Origin of the sequence: Nitrosomonas communis (assembly GCF_024102715.1) — a bacterium.
Lineage (GTDB): Bacteria > Pseudomonadota > Gammaproteobacteria > Burkholderiales > Nitrosomonadaceae > Nitrosomonas > Nitrosomonas communis_B.
The window spans coordinates 1-17,000 of sequence record NZ_JAGFJM010000114.1; the positions used below are offsets into that span (position 1 = coordinate 1).

The 17,000-nt window shown below is 47.6% G+C and carries 18 protein-coding genes and 1 pseudogene; 9 read left to right on the forward strand and 10 right to left on the reverse strand.

All coding sequences use genetic code 11. From position 1 onward, the window contains the following. On the reverse strand, nt 1-2,577 hold a 2,577-nt coding region (locus J5I83_RS11210), incomplete at its 3' end, for a DUF2309 domain-containing protein (RefSeq protein WP_304056073.1). 337 nt (nt 2,578-2,914) lie between these two features. On the opposite strand from J5I83_RS11210, the gene J5I83_RS11215 reads away from it, so the two are divergent. After that, entirely contained in the window at nt 2,915-3,040 is a 126-nt protein-coding gene (locus J5I83_RS11215; RefSeq protein ID WP_304056076.1) for a hypothetical protein, read from the forward strand. Nucleotides 3,041-3,050: 10 nt separating this feature from the next. On the opposite strand, the gene J5I83_RS11220 is transcribed toward J5I83_RS11215, so the two are convergent. The 4 genes from J5I83_RS11220 to J5I83_RS11235 form a co-directional block, all read right to left on the reverse strand. Further along, nucleotides 3,051-3,950 carry an alpha/beta hydrolase gene (locus J5I83_RS11220; protein ID WP_304056077.1) on the reverse strand — a complete coding sequence of 300 codons (900 nt, stop codon included), beginning with the start codon at nt 3,948-3,950 and terminating at the stop codon, nt 3,051-3,053. A 22-nt stretch (nt 3,951-3,972) separates the two neighbouring features. Further along, entirely contained in the window at nt 3,973-4,581 is a 609-nt protein-coding gene (locus J5I83_RS11225; protein ID WP_304056080.1) for an alpha/beta hydrolase, read from the reverse strand. Between the two features lie 404 nt (nt 4,582-4,985). Further along, on the reverse strand, nt 4,986-5,336 hold the full coding sequence (gene smbP, locus J5I83_RS11230) for a small metal-binding protein SmbP (RefSeq protein WP_304056082.1): 351 nt from the start codon (nt 5,334-5,336) through the stop codon (nt 4,986-4,988). A gap of 418 nt (nt 5,337-5,754) precedes the next feature. After that, a complete protein-coding gene (locus J5I83_RS11235; RefSeq protein WP_304056084.1) occupies nt 5,755-6,030 on the reverse strand; it encodes a small metal-binding protein SmbP in 276 nt (91 codons plus the stop codon). Nucleotides 6,031-6,111: 81 nt separating this feature from the next. On the opposite strand from J5I83_RS11235, the gene J5I83_RS11240 reads away from it, so the two are divergent. The 6 genes and pseudogenes from J5I83_RS11240 to J5I83_RS11265 all read left to right on the forward strand — a co-directional run bounded on the left by J5I83_RS11240 (nt 6,112) and on the right by J5I83_RS11265 (nt 10,683). Next, on the forward strand, nt 6,112-6,834 hold the full coding sequence (locus J5I83_RS11240; protein ID WP_304056085.1) for a class I SAM-dependent methyltransferase: 723 nt from the start codon (nt 6,112-6,114) through the stop codon (nt 6,832-6,834). A 14-nt stretch (nt 6,835-6,848) separates the two neighbouring features. Then, nucleotides 6,849-7,805: a bile acid:sodium symporter family protein gene (locus tag J5I83_RS11245; protein ID WP_304056087.1), complete on the forward strand. Its 957-nt coding sequence runs from the start codon at nt 6,849-6,851 to the stop codon at nt 7,803-7,805. A 224-nt stretch (nt 7,806-8,029) separates the two neighbouring features. Then, nucleotides 8,030-8,740 carry a cation-transporting P-type ATPase gene (locus J5I83_RS11250; RefSeq protein WP_304056089.1) on the forward strand — a complete coding sequence of 237 codons (711 nt, stop codon included), beginning with the start codon at nt 8,030-8,032 and terminating at the stop codon, nt 8,738-8,740. A 28-nt stretch (nt 8,741-8,768) separates the two neighbouring features. Then, a complete protein-coding gene (locus tag J5I83_RS11255; RefSeq protein ID WP_304056092.1) occupies nt 8,769-9,113 on the forward strand; it encodes an HAD-IC family P-type ATPase in 345 nt (114 codons plus the stop codon). Then, a complete protein-coding gene (locus tag J5I83_RS11260) occupies nt 9,095-9,286 on the forward strand; it encodes a hypothetical protein (RefSeq protein ID WP_304056094.1) in 192 nt (63 codons plus the stop codon). The genes J5I83_RS11255 and J5I83_RS11260 overlap by 19 nt, the downstream gene beginning before the upstream one ends. 156 nt (nt 9,287-9,442) lie before the next feature. After that, a pseudogene (locus J5I83_RS11265) lies at nt 9,443-10,683 on the forward strand (cation-translocating P-type ATPase). Here J5I83_RS11265 and J5I83_RS11270 read toward each other — a convergent pair. Together J5I83_RS11270 and J5I83_RS11275 are read right to left on the reverse strand one after the other, a co-directional pair. Then, the gene (locus J5I83_RS11270) at nt 10,680-11,333 is read right to left on the reverse strand and encodes a DUF6629 family protein (RefSeq protein ID WP_304056095.1); all 654 of its coding nucleotides are present in this window, start codon (nt 11,331-11,333) and stop codon (nt 10,680-10,682) included. The pseudogene J5I83_RS11265 and the gene J5I83_RS11270 sit on opposite strands and share 4 nt — an antisense overlap. Before the next feature lie 215 nt (nt 11,334-11,548). After that, the gene (locus tag J5I83_RS11275; protein ID WP_304056097.1) at nt 11,549-12,805 is read right to left on the reverse strand and encodes an MFS transporter; all 1,257 of its coding nucleotides are present in this window, start codon (nt 12,803-12,805) and stop codon (nt 11,549-11,551) included. 347 nt (nt 12,806-13,152) lie between these two features. On the opposite strand from J5I83_RS11275, the gene J5I83_RS11280 reads away from it, so the two are divergent. Together J5I83_RS11280 and J5I83_RS11285 are read left to right on the forward strand one after the other, a co-directional pair. Next, nucleotides 13,153-13,296, forward strand: coding sequence for a KUP/HAK/KT family potassium transporter (locus J5I83_RS11280; RefSeq protein WP_304056099.1), 144 nt, complete (start codon nt 13,153-13,155; stop codon nt 13,294-13,296). Between the two features lie 44 nt (nt 13,297-13,340). Beyond that, on the forward strand, nt 13,341-13,439 hold the full coding sequence (locus J5I83_RS11285; protein WP_304056102.1) for a KUP/HAK/KT family potassium transporter: 99 nt from the start codon (nt 13,341-13,343) through the stop codon (nt 13,437-13,439). A gap of 168 nt (nt 13,440-13,607) precedes the next feature. Here the strand turns inward: J5I83_RS11285 and J5I83_RS11290 are convergent, their stop codons facing one another. The 3 genes from J5I83_RS11290 to J5I83_RS11300 are packed head-to-tail and all read right to left on the reverse strand — an operon-like array spanning nt 13,608 to nt 16,350. Then, entirely contained in the window at nt 13,608-14,285 is a 678-nt protein-coding gene (locus tag J5I83_RS11290) for an ATP-binding cassette domain-containing protein (RefSeq protein WP_304056104.1), read from the reverse strand. Then, nucleotides 14,285-15,454 carry an ABC transporter permease DevC gene (gene devC, locus J5I83_RS11295; protein ID WP_304056106.1) on the reverse strand — a complete coding sequence of 390 codons (1,170 nt, stop codon included), beginning with the start codon at nt 15,452-15,454 and terminating at the stop codon, nt 14,285-14,287. The genes J5I83_RS11290 and devC overlap by 1 nt, the downstream gene beginning before the upstream one ends. Next, complete coding sequence (locus J5I83_RS11300; RefSeq protein WP_304056107.1) at nt 15,451-16,350, reverse strand: efflux RND transporter periplasmic adaptor subunit; 900 nt, start codon at nt 16,348-16,350, stop codon at nt 15,451-15,453. Before J5I83_RS11300 ends, devC begins: the two co-directional genes overlap by 4 nt. Nucleotides 16,351-17,000: the final 650 nt, after the last annotated feature.

The window sequence follows — 17,000 nt, forward strand, 5'->3', positions numbered from 1 at the left end:
CACAGTCGAGAAGTTTCCGTCCTTAAATAAGTGCAGCTGACCCGTTTCCGGGTGTACCACCACGGTGTGCACCCAATAATTTTCATAAAATGAATAATTTGCTGCAGCAGCCTTGATCACCTTCAGCACTACATCAGGATAGTGTTCTATGATGACAAGGAGACGAACAGGATCGTGTACTTCGATCATCTGGCTTGGCAGACCGGTTCTCAGATCACCATCAGCGCAGTTTGCCACTCCGATAAGTCCCATAACGTTGTGGGGCAGCTTTGTTCCCGCACCCATTTTATGATTGTCGGTTCGGGAGAAAAAATACTCGAGATCAATACCTCCCATAACCGGCGCGATGGGTCCCATAGAGATGGCGAGGAACTTGCCTTCGGGATCAGCCCGATAGTCGTAAGAACTCGATGACGCCCGTCTGTCCAGAAACAGGTTTTCGGACAAACTGCGTCTACCAACGATACAAACCGCGTTGGTGGCGTGATTGAGTTCCGGCCGGGGTTCGAATAACGAAACCGATCTGCGGCGGATTTCTTCATGAATCTCTCTGGGACTCATCTTGGTGTTGATGGACACCAGTCTTCTTGATCTCTCTTTCGCATGCAGATCCAGGGCTTCGGTAAATACCAGAGAATTTCTCCTATGCATCGCCGCATTCTCCGACGAGAGCTTGTTTTCATCGAAAAACGCCACCTCGTCACGCGTGGTATCGTGCAGGCCTGGAACGAATTGCGTCTCCGGTGGAATAATGATTCCTTTTGCAGCAAGTCCCTCCCTGACCTTGGGGTGATTGGCCATATAGCAGAAGGTTCTCGCATTGACTGAACCAGGTCTACCACCACAGGCTCCACAATCGTAAGCGGCATAGTGAGGGTTGTTAACGCTAGTGGCGCCATGGCCGATGATATAGACGATGGGTGCAAAGGTCTTTGCCACGCCATTCAGCGAGGTGCTGTTCAGAACACCTTCCACCCGCTGGATCATCTCCGGAATGGTGAATCCAATCTGTAATCCGTTTTCCTTGTCTTCCGGGTTCTTATTTTCGATAGTGAGCTCCGAAACTTCGCTCATATGAGCAAAGGAGGAAGCCATAGCAGGCATATCGGACGGCCTAAAAACATTCAGTGCCAGCCTGAGGGCAGACACGAATCCAAGAGTCTGTGAAATCAGCCAACCATGAAAGAGAGAATGCGACGACTTCGAGAAATGAGCCTCTTTCTTTATCTTTCCGTTGCTACCCACCTCTTTGACCAAGTATTTCGGGAAAACCGGAGCGGGGCAGCATTTGGTATAGAATTTTCCATTTTCCGGCTGATAATACAGCTCCACATTGAAAAATCCTGCAGTAGTAAAGGTTTCGCAATTCGGATCGAGTTGTTCGAGGTAGCGACGAAACGAAGTAAGCCGGTCATCAATACAAAAGAAAGTCTGAAAGCTTTTGTTCTCGATCTTCCTTTCCCAGCTCTTGTCCTGTTGGGCAATACCAGTCAGTACCTGGTCATAATAAGACCATTCGAAAGCGTCATGCCAGAGTGAATAAGCCTCGTCCACTTCCGTTTCAGGAACATCGTCGAAAAGTGAAACCGGTCTCTCTTCCAGAATACTGCCGATCGGCTGCCAGTTTTCCCCGAAATAGGAATCCAACGCGTCGATTTCCATGAGTAACTCAAAGACAAGTAGATCATGCAGTGAGACCTCCTTCTGATTGAGCAAGGATTCCGGCTGATCTTCAATAGCGGAAACAATACCTGACCAGCCAGGATGAGCAAACTGCTGATCATACAAATACTGTTCGTAGAGTGATTCATCTCCCACAACGAGCTTCAGCAGATGCTTGAGCTCACAATTTCCAGAAACGAGTAAATCTTTAGCCCTTTTAGTCTTAAAGAAACTGCTAAAGCTCTTCGCTTCCATTTCCCTCATGGCAGCAAGAAAACCTTTATTCCCGATAGGGAAACCCCAGACAGATATCCCTTGATCAAGATAACTGCAAAGTATCCGGAAAAGAAGCGGATGAACCATCAGATCCAGGTCAATCGGATACTTTCTCTTCCAGTTTTTTCTGAGCTGCCCCACGCGAGGAGTAACGGATTCGTCATATTTCTTGTAAAGCAGTTTTTGCATCCATTCATCAAGCTGTTCGACTCCTTTGCGCTCGGTAATGACTCTCTCCAGGACATCCTTGCGAATACGTCGGGACTCATAGAGTTCCCTGTATTCACCCAGCGCCAGCGAGGGAAAGTAGCCAAATATTCTTTTTGCATGACGTATACCATCATAGAATTTGAGATCCTGAAACGCGTGCAAGGTGTTATGATGAATGAAGTTTTTCAGCGGAGCCTGGTTTGGCAGGCGATGCTTCAGATCATGAATTACCTTGTGCTCGTCGAAAACCGGGATTGTGGTTTCAACAGCGCGCAAAGTTTCTACCGGGGATTTGTCGATTGACTGGTCAAGATTAGACTTTGCATCTACAGCGGTAGCCTCTGTAAGCTTTTCCGGGGCATCCTTTACTAATCTGATCTTGGCTTCATCTTTTTGTACTTGTTTACCCTTATCAATTACTACTGACATAATATTAGTACTCCTGTTCGTGATTGTCTTTCGGGTCAAGTTTTCCTGATCATCCCAAACATGCCTGAGCTGGTTGACGTTCAATATCTTCTCATTTCTGTCCTGCTTGTTATGCAAGCTGACGCAAAAGGAACCAATTATTGACACAGCTTCTCTGCTCAAAACATGTATCTGGATCGAAAGCCCGACTCATCGGTTCGAATAACAAAGTAAATTACTCAACTATTAACTTAACATGATGTTTGTGAAAAATTCGTTGACATCCGTGAAGAATTTGTGAATATTGAATTTTTATAAATATGCATCAAAAATATTTGAGTGGAGTCCAGCAGATACTATGACAAAAACTTCAAAGGCAGGTTATCAGGCAGCGATGAAAATCACGCTCGCAACCGCAGCTGGCCGCTTAATGGAATTGCTTTTGTGTTATCCGGTGCATCCTAAGCAGCCGGACAATGACTAGAAGTTAGGAATTAATTTCTACTTTGAAGGTATTTGCCCAAAAAAGCCAGCACTCTGGCTTCATATTCCTTGGGATTATGTGCATGGAGATCAATATGGGCGGCGCCTGCAACAATCCACAACTCTTTTGGCTGATTGGCAGACTCAAACAAACATTGTGTTTCTGCCACGGTGGGATGTCGATCTTCTGCGCCCGATATGATAAGAACCGGACTATGCAATGCAGGTAGATTAGCAATGGGGCGAAGCTGGTCTGCCGTAATACCCAGCCGAATAGGCAGTTGCCAGAGAAATATCGGTGTCAACAGGCTGCCGAGCGGGCCAAGCCGCTTCTGTAATCTGCGCGTGATCGCATCTTCAATGGTTGGGTACATCGACTCCAGCACAACGGCACTGGGAGCAGGCGATAGCCGTGAAAGCACGAGTGATGCTGCGCCCAGTGAAACCCCAATCACCGCATACTTTTCACTTGGAAACGTCTCTGCCAGATAATGCATAGTAGCCTTGACTCCTTCAGCCTCCCGGTAACCAAAAGTAATGCGCTCACCACTGCTTTCACCATGAGCAGGAAGGTCAATAAGCATGATCGAGTAGCCAGCCTGAAAAAGAAATCTGGCACGCCCCAACACCTGGCTTCGATCATTGCGCAAACCATGAAGCAGCAAAACCACACCCATTCCCGGCGTTCCGCGTATAAGCCACCCCGAAACCAATTCAACCATTCCGTTCACTGTGTTTTGTAATACCACCGGCTCGGCAGGCAAGTCATGCGGTGCACTTTCAACGGCTCGATGAGCAGGCCGGCTGAGTTCTCCTCCAACCTTGATACCGATAGCTATCATGGTGATAACACAGAGAGCAGCGAGGATAGTTAAAGCAATCAAAGCCGGCGTATGATCAATGTACATCATCATTTAAAGTCGAGCCGATCACTCAAATTACTTTGGTAAGGTGTTCATCAATCAACGGAGCAACTGCTTTGGCGTGAATCATGGCCAGATTGTGATCTCCACCTGACACAATGTGCAGTTTGGCGTGCGGCAACAAGGAAGCGAGTCGTTGCCCTACACTGACCGGACTGATCGGATCGGCATCACCCCATAAAAGTAGAGTAAGTGCCTGGATCTTGTGAAATTCTGGTGTCAGGTCTTCATCATAATCAGAAAACCAGCGAGGAAATGACGGATTAGCCGCATGTATCAGCGGGCGCCAATCCTGTGCGCCAAAGCTTTCCAGATCCATGCCGCCAGAGGTAACCGCCATAACCAGGTGGGTGACGAATTTAGGTTTCTGCAGGGTGGCATGGATAGCCATGACACATCCCATCGATTGCGCGATGAGTGCAACCGGCTGGTCAATCTCGGCAATAACCAAATCAACCAAATCATGCATGCAATTCACTTTAGGATCGGGTGGCGTAGAACCAAAGCCGGGCCATTTTAAGAAAACTTTTTCTGCGGGATACGTGAGTAGATTTGCCACCGGCAACCAGAACTGCGTATTTCCTGATGCACCAGGGAGAAATAAGAGCTTGGATGGCATAGATTGTTTTAATTTAAGAATGACAAATTAGTAAGAGCAGCAAAAAACTATATATTGATCCTCTATGACAAATAAGAGTTTCAACGAAAACGGAAAAGATTGCAATGCTCGAACGAGTTGGCATGAACAATTTGACACATTACCTGCTATGCATGGTGTCAATGTACGTCAACCAGGTAGTGCTAGTAAAATCAGAAATAGCAGCAGCCGTCTTCACTGCCTGCATCGAAACAAACAGTCTACATCGGGTAGATGTTAAGTCATGATAAGTATTTTATTGAGGTGCCTTGATAGGGAGAGTGCTAAAGAACCACTTCTTCATTCAATGAATGAACTGACAAAAGATATCCACTTTCCATTAAACCCCCAGCCATGCTGGGGGCGCGTACTTTTTACCACCACGATTAATGAGGAGATTTGGGACCCGATTCACGCATATGGCTTATGGCTTCTTCGGTATGTTTGGTTCCTTCATCGGCATGACCCATATCTGCATGCTTGATGCCTTCCTCTAAATGCTTGATCGCTTCATCCATATGAGCATCAGCGCCCCCCTTGCTTGCAGCTTTGGCATGCATCAAACTTTCTTTTGCATGCTCGGATAACTCTTTGGCATGACCCATTTTGCCATGTTTTACTGCTTCCTCAGCATGTTCCAACGCTTCCGCCTTATGGCCGGCATCCGTTGCATAGGCCTGGGTATTCAAGAAAAATGCCAACATTCCAATTGCAATAATAGTTGATATCGCTTTCATGACGATTACTCCTTATTTTGCTTAAGATTAATATTGTCAAACCATTCTTGATAAAGATCGTGCAACCCACTTCCCAAACTTTCCAGGAAAAGAGTCAGTCCGGTTCAGAATTTTCCCGGACTAAGCAGCACGTTTTTTCTTTATAACATACATTGCAAAAAAACAATATAAATAATCCATAAAAGCAAAGAAAGGGCATTTTAGCTGCCGAAAGGTCGATCACCCTCTTTGCCCGCACTGGCCACTGCCTGCTCTGATGATAACGGCACTCTGGCAGAGTCTATAGCCGCTCAAACAAATCAATCGTGATTTTGTTAGACTGCAGCAAACGTTTTATTGACACCTCAGATATCGGGCTAGAAGGAGATTATTTAGCCAACGGATAGTTTTTGGAAAAATAGGCCGCCTTTACCTACCTTTATTCAATTCCCCAGCCTTGCTGCTGGAGGTAGGTACTTGTTGCCACGGTTAATAGCCGGACTCGCGTATATGCTTGATGGCTTCTTCCATATTGCTTGTGAGACGCAGCATGATCGTCTCTTGCCGCTTTAGCATGTCCCAGACTCTCTTTGGCATGCTTGAGTGCATCTTTGGCATGACCCATTTCTTCATGTGCCATGGCTTCTGAAGTATGGCCAGCGTCTGTCGTAACGTGGCTAATAATTCCTGGGTAAAGAATCTGAGCTTCATTCACCCATAACATCGTCACCTGGTGTAAAGTATTACAGCTACTTATATTGTTCCCACTATCATCATTTTCATTGCGACAATACCCATGACGTCCGCTCAATCAACCGCTATCTTCACGCGTTCCTGGTCATTGTATGATCTGATCACAGCGCACAATTACATGTTCCATCAGGAAATCTATCGCAGTATTTGCGATCTCCTCAAGTTACGCAAGGATCTCGGACAATATAGGCTGCTGGATCTGGGATGCGGCAATGCACGCTATCTGGCGCCCTGCCTGAAACAGTCTCCTCCTGCGCTGTATGAAGGAGTCGACTTGTCGGAAGCCGCGCTGGCTGAGGCGCGCAGCTATCTGGCAAAACTCACTGCGCCAGTTACACTAACGCATGGCGATCTGTTGGCAGCAATCGAGTCAACTGATAAAACCTGGGATGTGATCTTTTCGGGATTTGCTGTCCATCACCTGCTAACCGAGGAAAAGGCGCGGTTTTTTCATGCTGCCGGACGCTGCCTCGCAGAAAATGGCTGGTTGATTCTGGTAGATGTCGTGCGCGAGGAAAACCAGAGCAGGGAAAATTACCTGGAGGGTTATCTGAAATTCATGCGCGAGAACTGGCTCAAGGTACCGCATGATCAATTGGAGGAAGCCTGCGCGCATGTACATGATTATGATTACCCTGAGTGCCTTTCCATCTTGCAGGAAATGGCGCAAGCCGCCAGCTTGAATGCTAGCTGCATAATCAACCGTTATGGTCAGCACTATACGCTCTTATTTACTCACTCCAGCCTGCCAGAAATCCGCAACTAACCCGCTCATCCATTATGCTGCAACAACTCACTTTGCTGTTTCCGCTCTGGGCCATTGTTGCCAGCGCCATGGCATTATGCTGGCCGCACTGGTTTGCTCCTCTCAATCAAGGATCGATCATGGTGTCAATGCTGGCCTTTATCATGCTGTGCATGGGGCTGACCCTGACTTTTGATGATTTCCGCAGGATCATGCGCATACCGAAAGCAGTGGTAATTGGCTTTGTCGCACAATATTCCATCATGCCATTGCTGGCATGGGGAATCGCTTCTGCGCTCAATCTGCCACCTCACTTTGCCATTGGTCTGATTCTAGTTGGCTGCTGCCCAGGCGGCACCGCCTCAAATCTGGTGACCTATATCGCCAAGGCAGATGTAGCGCTTTCCGTCTTGATGACGGTGTGCTCCACACTGGCAGCGGTCATTTTCACTCCGCTACTGACGCACCTATTTGCTGGCGCTTTGGTACCAGTTGATAGCTGGATGTTGTTCCAGCAAACTTTGCAAGTCGTAATTATCCCGATCATCCTAGGTGTGCTGCTCAATCGCTGGGCGCCGCAACTGGTGCAACGTGTTATGCCGGTTGCGCCACTGTTATCGGTGCTAGGCGTATGCGTGATCTGTGCGGTGGTATTTGCCGCTCATGCAGTGTCGATTCTCAACCATGGTGCCGAGCTCATTCTAGCCGCGGTCTTACTGCATGGAGGCGGCTTCCTGCTGGGCTATTACTTTGCCCGTGCTGCAGGTTGCTCATCTCACAGCGCCCGCACCATTTCCGTCGAAGTCGGCATGCAAAATTCCGGCCTTGCCATCGTCTTAGCCAAACAGGCTTTCCCACTACTGCTGTTGGCACCGGTAGTCGGTGCAGTCTCAGCCGTAACGCACTCCTTGCTCGGCAGCATGTTGGCAGTGCTATGGCGAACACGATTACCCAAGCATCAGATGGTTGATACAACAGCACAGAGCCTATAAATTAGTAAAATCATCGCTGCATCATCAGGATGACTGGCTCGTACCGATGATTAGTTAAGATTCCAGCCTATGCGATCAACTATCTAAAGAAGTTCTGGTCACTTCCAGACCCTTCCACCTGCTGACCGGCAGGAAGCATTTCCCGTGCAGCTGCCGTCACTGGACGTTTTACTAACAGGATGGCAGAGTATTATCTCATGTTCAATGGATGGGCATAAAACACTATGAAGATCCATCAGCTGACTGAAGAACAGGCCTATACCAGTTTGCGCAGCAGTCCCACTGCTCTATCGGAGCAGGAAGCACAGCGACGGTTGCTGGAGTATGGTCCGAATCATGTAGAAGCAGTTGAAGAAAAGCACCTGTTGCCCAGCTTTATTCAGGAATTCATCCATTTCTTCGCATTGATCTTATGGCTGGCCGCTATACTGGCTTTTGTAGCTGAATGGCGTGAACCTGGTCAGGGCATGGCCATGCTAGGCTATGCCATTATAGGCGTGATCATCATCAATGGCATGTTTTCGTTCTGGCAGGAATACCGCCCACAGGAAGCAGTCGCGGCCCTGCGCAAGCTGCTGCCGCATCAGGTCAAAGTCATGCGCGCTGGCACTATCAGGCAAATTCCAGCGAGTGAACTGGTACCAGGAGATATCATTCTTTTAAGTGACGGCGATATCGTCCCGGCTGATTGCCGCTTGCTCGAAGCCTTTGGCGTCCGCGTCAATAATGCCATCATTACTGGAAAATCACTCTCTAGAGCGCGTAGCAGCGGGCATTCCAGCGAGGATGAGGCGCAGAACAGCCACAATGTGTTACTTGCTGGCACCCTCATGGTCTCAGGCGAAGCCAAGGCGCTGGTTTACGCGACGGGGATGCACAGCGAATTTGGCAAGATCGCACACCTGACACACTACCTTGTCGCCACTGCAGCTTGAAATCAAGCGGCTGAGACGCCTCATTGCCATGCTGTCAATATGCTTTGGTGCGGTATTTTTCCTGATCGGTCTGTGGCTGGAACTGCCTTTCTGGAGCAGTCTAATTTTTGCCATTGGTATTATCGTTGCCAATGTACCGGAAGGACTGCTGCCGACAGTCACACTGGCATTAGCCATGGCCACTCAGCGCATGGCGAAGAAAAATGCACTAGTGCGTCATCTCCCGGCAGTGGAAACACTGGGTGCCACCACGGTCATTTGCACGGACAAAACCGGCACACTGACGCAAAACCGCATGACCGTGAAGCAGTTGTTTTTGGCAGGGATTTCTGCTTACCCGGAGAAATTAACCGATTGCGTCATCATCCGTTAATCACCGTAGCCAGATATTGCCACAATCTCAAGCAAGGAAAGCGTGAAGGCAAACAAGTTTTGCTGGGTGACCCGATCGAAGTTGCATTGTTTGAGCTAGCACAAATAGCCAGCACCGCTTACCCTGAGCATACGCATATTGCCGAAATCCCATTTGATACCGACCGCAAATGACTTTCACTGTTATACCGCACAACCGAGGGCGACAGACTGTACTGCAAAGGGGCGCTGGAAACCGTGCTACCCCTCTGCCAAGACATTTATCTGGATGGCAGGGTACAATCTTTGAATGAGGTGCGGCGGCAACACCTGCTCGATGCGCAAGAATCGATGGCAGAACAGGGTCTGCGGATGCTTGCACTGGCATTTCGCGGCTGCCCTGCGCAAGCTAAGTTGGAATGCCTGGAAGAAAAACTCACGCTGTGCGGGCTGGTAGGAATAGAAGATCCGCCGCGTGCGGAAGTGCCAGCAGCCATTAACCGCTGCCGCTCCGCAGGCATCAAGGTCATTATGATTACCGGCGATCATCCCCATACTGCCCGTGCAATCGCCAGAGAAATTGGTCTAGCACAGAACCCGCTCATCATCGTAGGCGATGAATTACGCCGTATATCTCCAATTCAATTGCAACTGGCGCTGGATACCACGGACATCATTTTTGCCCGAGTGGGCGCCGATCAGAAAATGCGCATCGTGCAGGCGTTAAAGAAGAAAGGGGAAATCGTTGCTGTCACTGGTGATGGTGTCAACGATGCACCTGCACTGAAAATTGCAGATATTGGCATCAGCATGGGCATTTCCGGCACGGATGTCGCCAAGGAATCGGCCGACATCATTTTGCTCGATGATAATTTTGCTCATATCGTATCTGCCATCGAGAAAGGACGGACTGTTTTCGAGAATATCCGTAAATTCATGACCTATATCCTCACCTCGAATGTGCCCGAAATCATTCCCTATCTCGCTTTTATGCTATGCAAAATCCCACTGCCGCTGACCATCGTGCAAATCCTCGCAGTGGATCTGGGGACGGATATCCTGCCCGCATTAGCACTTGGCGCTGAGGCACCACGCAACGATGTCATGCAAAAACCACCGCGTGCACGCAATGACGTTTGCTTCACTGGCCTTTGCTGGGATGCGCCTATCTGTTTCTGGGTTTAATGGAAGCGGCAGCAGCCATGGCGATGTTTTTTTATGTTTTGGATGAAGGTGGTTGGCAATATGGGCAAATGCTGTCTGCCAATCACCCCCTTTACCTGCAAGCCACTACCGCCTGCTTAGCGGCTATTATCGTGATGCAGGTCATAAATGCCTTCCTCTGCCGCCATCCGACAGAATCTGTGTTTCGTTCTGCCTGGTTTGGTAATCCCCTGCTGCTAGGCATAGCAGTAGAAATAAGTCTGATCCTGGTGATCATTTATACGCCATGGGGTAATAGCCTGTTCGGTACCGCGCCCATCGGTCTCGATATCTGGCTCTATGTTATTCCCTTTGGCTTAACTATGCTACTTCTGGAAGAGTTGCGCAAGGTACTGTTGCGCTCTTATTTAAGCAAGCAAAAACGTTAATCCTGCACTGTTTGAATCCTTTTATTCTGTTTGATAACGTAAACATAAATGAATGCACTCGCTATCGCTGCAAAAAAGCACCATACCGAGGCAAATGTTTCCCTATAGGTATAAAAAGCCACAAAGAAACCCAGTGTAATCACCGCCCCGGTCATGTTCAAGTGCCGATCACTTGAAAGAATGAATGGCACACAGGTTGCAAACAGATACATGACCAGCACAAATTGCTGCCCCTCAACGTCATGCACATAACGAATACTGCCATTCACAATGTACACTATGATCGGCTTACTGATCAAACCAGTGATAGTATAAGCCGCTAAACCCAAGCCGATCACTATCATGGAAATCATCACTCTTCTAGTACGGTGCTCTACCTCTCCTTGATAAAGAGCAAAAGGCGCATAAAAAGGCCATATCACGCCAATAAAAATCCCATACAAAGTGGTCAGCCAGAATTGCGCATGGGATATCGCCTCATTTTCCAGGGTGACCCATAACAAGCCTTCCGTAAATTGTTGCAGGGCAAATATCAATGGAATGAGTGCGATGAACATATCCTTTCTATCGCGTACTTTTCTGATTGCACTTACACCAGCAATTGAAAGCGCGCCACTGACGATAAAACTGGCTTCTGCTGAAAAACACATGGGGTAATGCCTGCCCTAAAATTGATTGCCGCGCCGACCCTCTGATTAGCCGCGCTAGCCTTGATGAACTGCGTAATGGTTGGAAATAACTTAACTCAGGTAAATATCAGAAACGCAAATATGACATACTCGTATAGCCTCACTCTTCGCCATTATCTCACTGTTTAGGCACTGAGTAAAAGTAATCCGAGTAGCACAGTAAATATGCTATTGGTTTACCTTGATTCCTTTAGATCAGGAAGAAGGAGTAAGCAAAATAGCGTAGCAATACCAGAAAGAATAATGAGTGGAGGCAAGTATCCTTCAAACCAATTAACCAGCATCCAAGAACCTATCATAGCTGATAACTGGGCAAATCCATTAGTTAACGACATCAGCACTGCAAAAGTAAAGCCTTCTGTTCTTTTAGGGCAAGCCTTGCCAGCAAGCGTAAGGATAGCCAGCAGAGCAATCATGCTGGTAATGCCAAAGAAGAAGGACAATGCAATAAACAGCTCTTCACTATAAGGTGTTGGATTAATCACACTTAAATAAGAGAAAGTGCTAAGAGCACCGGCAATGATGCTGAAGACAAGCTGAGAATCGAGGTTGTAATTACAAATGTATCTGCCATAGAGCCAGGCACCAAGAATCGAACCAGCTGAGCCTATTGCTCCAAGCTGACCGATGAACGATTGGGAAAATTTGAGCGTGTCGGTCATATGATAGTAAATGGGAATGCCAAAACCTGGACTAAAATTCCAAAAAACCAGAAACAACATCGTGGCCCACAGTAAGCGGCTTCGAAAAGCTTCCTGTAGACTCTTTACTGTGATCTTTAATGAGGCCAGATCCATAGAGGATTTTTCTTCTTTTACTATTAACCAGCTAAGCAGTGCTATTGCTGCGGGAGCGACCATCGCAATTATGGCTGCTGTGCGTAAACCTGTACCGGGATCGGCCATCTCCGCTAACCATCCACCTAATAATGAGGTAACTATTTGCGCCACATAAAACCAAAACCACTGCACAGCCTGGAATTGACCCATCATGTTAAATTTCCGGCCGTTTTCCACCATTAAAGCATCAATAATGACGTCTGAGGCTGCTGTCCCTATGGCGGTTAAGAGCAGAGCAATGATTAATTGGTCACCATCTGCTATTTCTGCTAACCAAAGATAGCCTAAGCAGGAGAGTAAGTTTAGAACTAAAAGCCAAGATTTGCGGTGATATCCAAACAGGGAGATGAAATCGCTCACTAAACCATAAACGGGTTTAATCACCCAAGGAATAGTTAGAATGGCAAGGTAGCTAGTAGCACCTACCTCGTTTAACTGCATTATTTCTTTTAGATAATAGTTTAGAGGCAGATTTATGAGGCCTCCTGATTGAGCAATGCCTTGGGCAAAGTAGACAATGCCAAAAAGAAAAATGAGATGATTTACATAAGGGTTGTTAATCGATCTCGGACTTGCGAGAGAGATATTTTCCATAAGTATTACTTTTGGTTATGATAAGAATAACCTCAGTTAAGGAGGAAAAAATATTACACTTTTCTGTTAAACACACGTATGGTATTTTTCTACTCAGAATTGTTCACCACACTTCCTCGCTAACATTCCCTATGACAAGACAAAACCAGCATCGTTTCAAGGATACGGGTGTCGTTAAATGGGTGTCGTTAAATGAAAAAGTGGAAACCTGAGAAGCTGATTCAATTCCCTATATCATGACAACAGCCCAATCTCCCCAAATCTCCAACAACAAAATGAGATTGCCACTCATGTTGGGGGCAATAGGCTTAGTCTAGGGTGATATTGGCACTAGTCCGCTCTATGCCATGAAAGAAGCTTTCAGCGGCGCGCATGCGCTTCCGCCGGAGCCACAAAACGTTCTTGGTATGCTCTCGCTGATCTTTTGGGCGCTTATTGCGATGACGCAACGGTCAGGAAAAGATAATTCACGGTTACGGTATGGTCATTAACCTCCCTTGGGTTGTTTGGTGCAGCATTGTTTGACGGAGACGGCATGATTACTCCGACCATCTCGGTACTCAGCGCGGTAGAGGGAATAGCGGTTACAACCCCGGCTCTGGAATCCTGGATCATCCCGCTCGCGCTCGGCTAACCGATTGCAGATCCTGCTACTGGTGGCAATGATTGTTACCTTCGTACTCTAGTTGCCGGGAATGACTGCGCGGCATAGCAACCGACATCTGCACTATCAGGCCAATACTATTAAAGATCACCATGTCCTATCAACTCTAGAGTGTGACTGTCTGATTGGATCGCTTTGCTACTTTTCTTTGATCACGCCATCTTCCAGCTCCACTACCCGATCGGCCATATCCAGAATACGGTAATCATGCGTTACCAGCAGAATGGTGGTTTGCGACTCCTTGGCTAATCGTTCCAGGATCGTAACCGCCTCATGACCACTTTGCTTGTCCAGAGAGGCTGTTGGTTCATCGGCCAGCACGATTTTGGGTTGCCCCACCAGAGCCCTGGCGATGGAAACGCGCTGACGCTGCCCTGCCGATAGCTGGTCTGGTTTGTAATTGAGCCGTTCACCCAGTCCCACGGCATTCAGCATTTCTGCAGCGCGATCGAGCCTCTGCTGTTCAGTCATCCTGTTCTGCATCTCTAAAGCCATGCTGACATTTTGCAGCGCAGTGAGCGATTTAAGCAGATTATGCTGCTGAAAAATATAACCAATCTGCTGGCGGACGCTCACCTTAACCTGCTCGCTACTGTTAATTAATTGCTGATCGAGCACCCTTACACTGCCGTGATAAGCCTGGCGCAGGCCACCGATAATAGTTAAGAACGTCGTTTTACCCGATCCGGAAGGACCCGTCATCAGCACGATCTCGCCTTTTCGAATTGAGATGGTGACGTTTTTCAGGACAGGCTGCGTGAGCGCGCCGCTGCCAAAGCTGAAATTCAGATCATACACATCAATGACGGGAGACATCAGAACATATCGGCTGGATTGGCAGCTTTCAACTTATGTATTGCCAGGAATCCTGCTGTCATGCACATGGAAAGAATAAACAGGAACACGGTCATGGCTTTAGCAAAAGTCATCGGCATGGGCATGAATATCTGGGATTCAGCCAGGTGGTATAAACCGAGAGAAAAAAGATAGCCAGGAATAAAACCCAAAATAGCCAGAAAGAAGGCAGATGCAAACACCACGCGGATAAAATAACCATGTTCATAGCCCATGGCTTTCAGCGTTGCGAACTCATTACGGTGATTGGTGATGTCAGTGAACAGAATCTGATAGACGATGACCAGGCCCACCACCAGACCCATCACCGTGCCAAAACCAAAAATAAAGCCAATAGGCGCCATATTTGCCCAGTAATTCTTTTCATTTTGCAGCAACTCTTCATAGGTAAAAATATTGACGAATTCATTCAGCTGGCTGCTCAGCTCGGCCTGCACCTGTTTTATCGATGTATCAGGATACAGCTTGATGACACCCAAATCGATATCGTTGAGACTCCTGTCTGGAAAAATACGCATAAAGTTCAGATCACTCGTGACGATATTGCCGTCAGCAGCAAATGATACACCCAGCCGGAAAAGTCCAACGACGGTGATTTTATAATCATTCACCTCTGTCACTCTCCGGCCTGCTTCCAGCAATTGACGCATCGGTCCAAACTCGGGGCGGGAATATTCGTCAAACAGCACCGTATCCTTGAGCCGCAATGCCGTTCGCTTGTTTTTAATCTCTTCGATATCAAAGATCAGGGAATCCGGATCAAAACCGTAAACCATCAATGTTCTTTTGCCTCGGGTTTCGATGTTCTTGAAAGGCGCCAGCCCGAGATAGAGTGGATAAACCTCGGTGACTGCCGGATTCCCCAATGCACGCATCAGTTCACTGCGTTTGAAGCGGATTGGACGCCACATCGCTTCACTTTGCTTATGCATCAGAAACAAATCACCATGCAACTTTACCGGTGCAGAAGCAGCACTGGCATAAAGCGCATCTCTGAATCCCTGCTGCATGAACACTAGCACACAGGCGAATAACACGCCACAGGTAGCCGCAATCAATTTGGTGCGATCAAAGATCAACTGCCGCCAGGCTAGACGTGCTGGGAAATAAACCCAGGCAACGAGATTCATGGTGCAATCCGTACCCAGACCTGCCGAAGAATCTGATGCTGCAACTCAGTCACGGCTTCAGGTTCGAGCGTCAGGCGCACTTCAATGATGCGATTATCCCGGTCTGCCAATGGATCCGTGTCATTCAAATCATTCTTCCTGACTAAAAAACCTAACTCCCTGACTTCGGCATGATAATGCCGCTTGAAACCCACAGCACTAATGCATCCCATTTGCCCAACCTGCACTTGCAGCAAATCCGATTCATAAACTTCCGCGACCACATCGAGTTGGGACAAATCCGCCATTTCCAAAAGACCCTCATCACCGATTCGTTCGCCCGGCCACGTGAGAATCTTTAAAACAGTGCCAGAAATGGGGGCGTGAATAAGCGTATTTTCCAATGCGGCTTCGGCAACTTTCAGTTCTGCTTGCGCATTAGCGATTTCCGCCGTCAAGCGCACAAGATTCGCTTCCGATTGTTCAAATGCCAACCGCTTGGCTTCGGTCAATGAGACGCTGGCGGCGGAAACCTGCTCGAGTGATTGATAGCGTAGATACTCCTTCTTATTGAAAGTCAGTGCGACCTGCTCGACGATTCGTTGTGCTTTTAACGAATTGACGCGCGCTTTGGCTGCAGCCACTTCGGCCCGCTTTTTGACGTGATCGGAGAGCGTTGCCAATCTATCACCCGCCTTGACCCGATCAGCTTCCTGAAAAAAAAGTTGCTCCACGCGGGCGCCTTCTGGTCCGGCATTATGGGAAACCTTGATCACACGGGAGCGGGGTTCGATACGGCCTAAAGCGCCAATTCCCTGATCCGTATCAAGCTTGCATCCCGTTTTAGCCGATACGGGGAAAGCCGTGAAAATGAAAATTGCAAGGGTAAAAAGAAAATACGTTACTTTGCAGTACATGAAAATTTTTTCAAAAAGCATCAAAATTTTTGCTGCCTCTGCTTCATATTGGTTAGTATTTCTGTAGCTCAGGTATAAAAGCAGTCTATGGCCATTATAAACGCAGTAATATACTGAGGGATTTTTTGCTGCGTCGCATAGCGCATTTGAAAGGATTGCCACTGACACTACTCCTGTTTAAGGCTTCCAAAGGAGCTTTCAGCAACCGTATTATCCCAGCAATCTCCCAGGTGGCTCAGACCAACAATAAGATCCTGTTTTTTTCAGCAATCTCTCATATTCAGACTATCAAAATGCACATGCAATCCTACCTCTGATCATCGCTGCTAGATAGGTATTCTCATCGCATCATAAGCCAACCTTATCTTCGTGCTTGTACTCCAGCCAGTAACTGCTCTAACCTCTCTGGATATAAGTCAATGACAATCGTCAGATACAATTAGCCTCCCTGAGTCCAGATATACTTTATGTCTCCCCTATGTGTCAGGATACCTTTCGCCTCAATTGAAACCTAAAAACTTGAAGGGCGAAGCGAGAGGAGAAGATGCAAAATAGTTATTCGAAAGAATTTAAGGAATCAGTAATCAAGAAGATGATGCCACCCAATGCGGTATCTGTTCCACAATTGTGTAAAGAAACCGGCGTATCTG

Excerpts from the sequence above, each read along its gene's own strand:
- J5I83_RS11215 (WP_304056076.1), top strand. The coding sequence starts at position 2,915 with ATGACAAAAACTTCAAAGGCAGGTTATCAGGCAGCGATGAAAATCACG.
- J5I83_RS11220 (WP_304056077.1), bottom strand. The coding sequence starts at position 3,950 with ATGATGTACATTGATCATACGCCGGCTTTGATTGCTTTAACTATCCTC.
- J5I83_RS11225 (WP_304056080.1), bottom strand. The coding sequence starts at position 4,581 with ATGCCATCCAAGCTCTTATTTCTCCCTGGTGCATCAGGAAATACGCAG.
- smbP (WP_304056082.1), bottom strand. The coding sequence starts at position 5,336 with ATGAAAGCGATATCAACTATTATTGCAATTGGAATGTTGGCATTTTTC.
- J5I83_RS11240 (WP_304056085.1), top strand. The coding sequence starts at position 6,112 with ATGACGTCCGCTCAATCAACCGCTATCTTCACGCGTTCCTGGTCATTG.
- J5I83_RS11245 (WP_304056087.1), top strand. The coding sequence starts at position 6,849 with ATGCTGCAACAACTCACTTTGCTGTTTCCGCTCTGGGCCATTGTTGCC.
- J5I83_RS11250 (WP_304056089.1), top strand. The coding sequence starts at position 8,030 with ATGAAGATCCATCAGCTGACTGAAGAACAGGCCTATACCAGTTTGCGC.
- J5I83_RS11255 (WP_304056092.1), top strand. The coding sequence starts at position 8,769 with ATGCTGTCAATATGCTTTGGTGCGGTATTTTTCCTGATCGGTCTGTGG.
- J5I83_RS11270 (WP_304056095.1), bottom strand. The coding sequence starts at position 11,333 with ATGTGTTTTTCAGCAGAAGCCAGTTTTATCGTCAGTGGCGCGCTTTCA.
- J5I83_RS11275 (WP_304056097.1), bottom strand. The coding sequence starts at position 12,805 with ATGGAAAATATCTCTCTCGCAAGTCCGAGATCGATTAACAACCCTTAT.
- J5I83_RS11280 (WP_304056099.1), top strand. The coding sequence starts at position 13,153 with ATGAAAGAAGCTTTCAGCGGCGCGCATGCGCTTCCGCCGGAGCCACAA.
- J5I83_RS11285 (WP_304056102.1), top strand. The coding sequence starts at position 13,341 with ATGATTACTCCGACCATCTCGGTACTCAGCGCGGTAGAGGGAATAGCG.
- J5I83_RS11290 (WP_304056104.1), bottom strand. The coding sequence starts at position 14,285 with ATGTCTCCCGTCATTGATGTGTATGATCTGAATTTCAGCTTTGGCAGC.
- devC (WP_304056106.1), bottom strand. The coding sequence starts at position 15,454 with ATGAATCTCGTTGCCTGGGTTTATTTCCCAGCACGTCTAGCCTGGCGG.
- J5I83_RS11300 (WP_304056107.1), bottom strand. The coding sequence starts at position 16,350 with ATGTACTGCAAAGTAACGTATTTTCTTTTTACCCTTGCAATTTTCATT.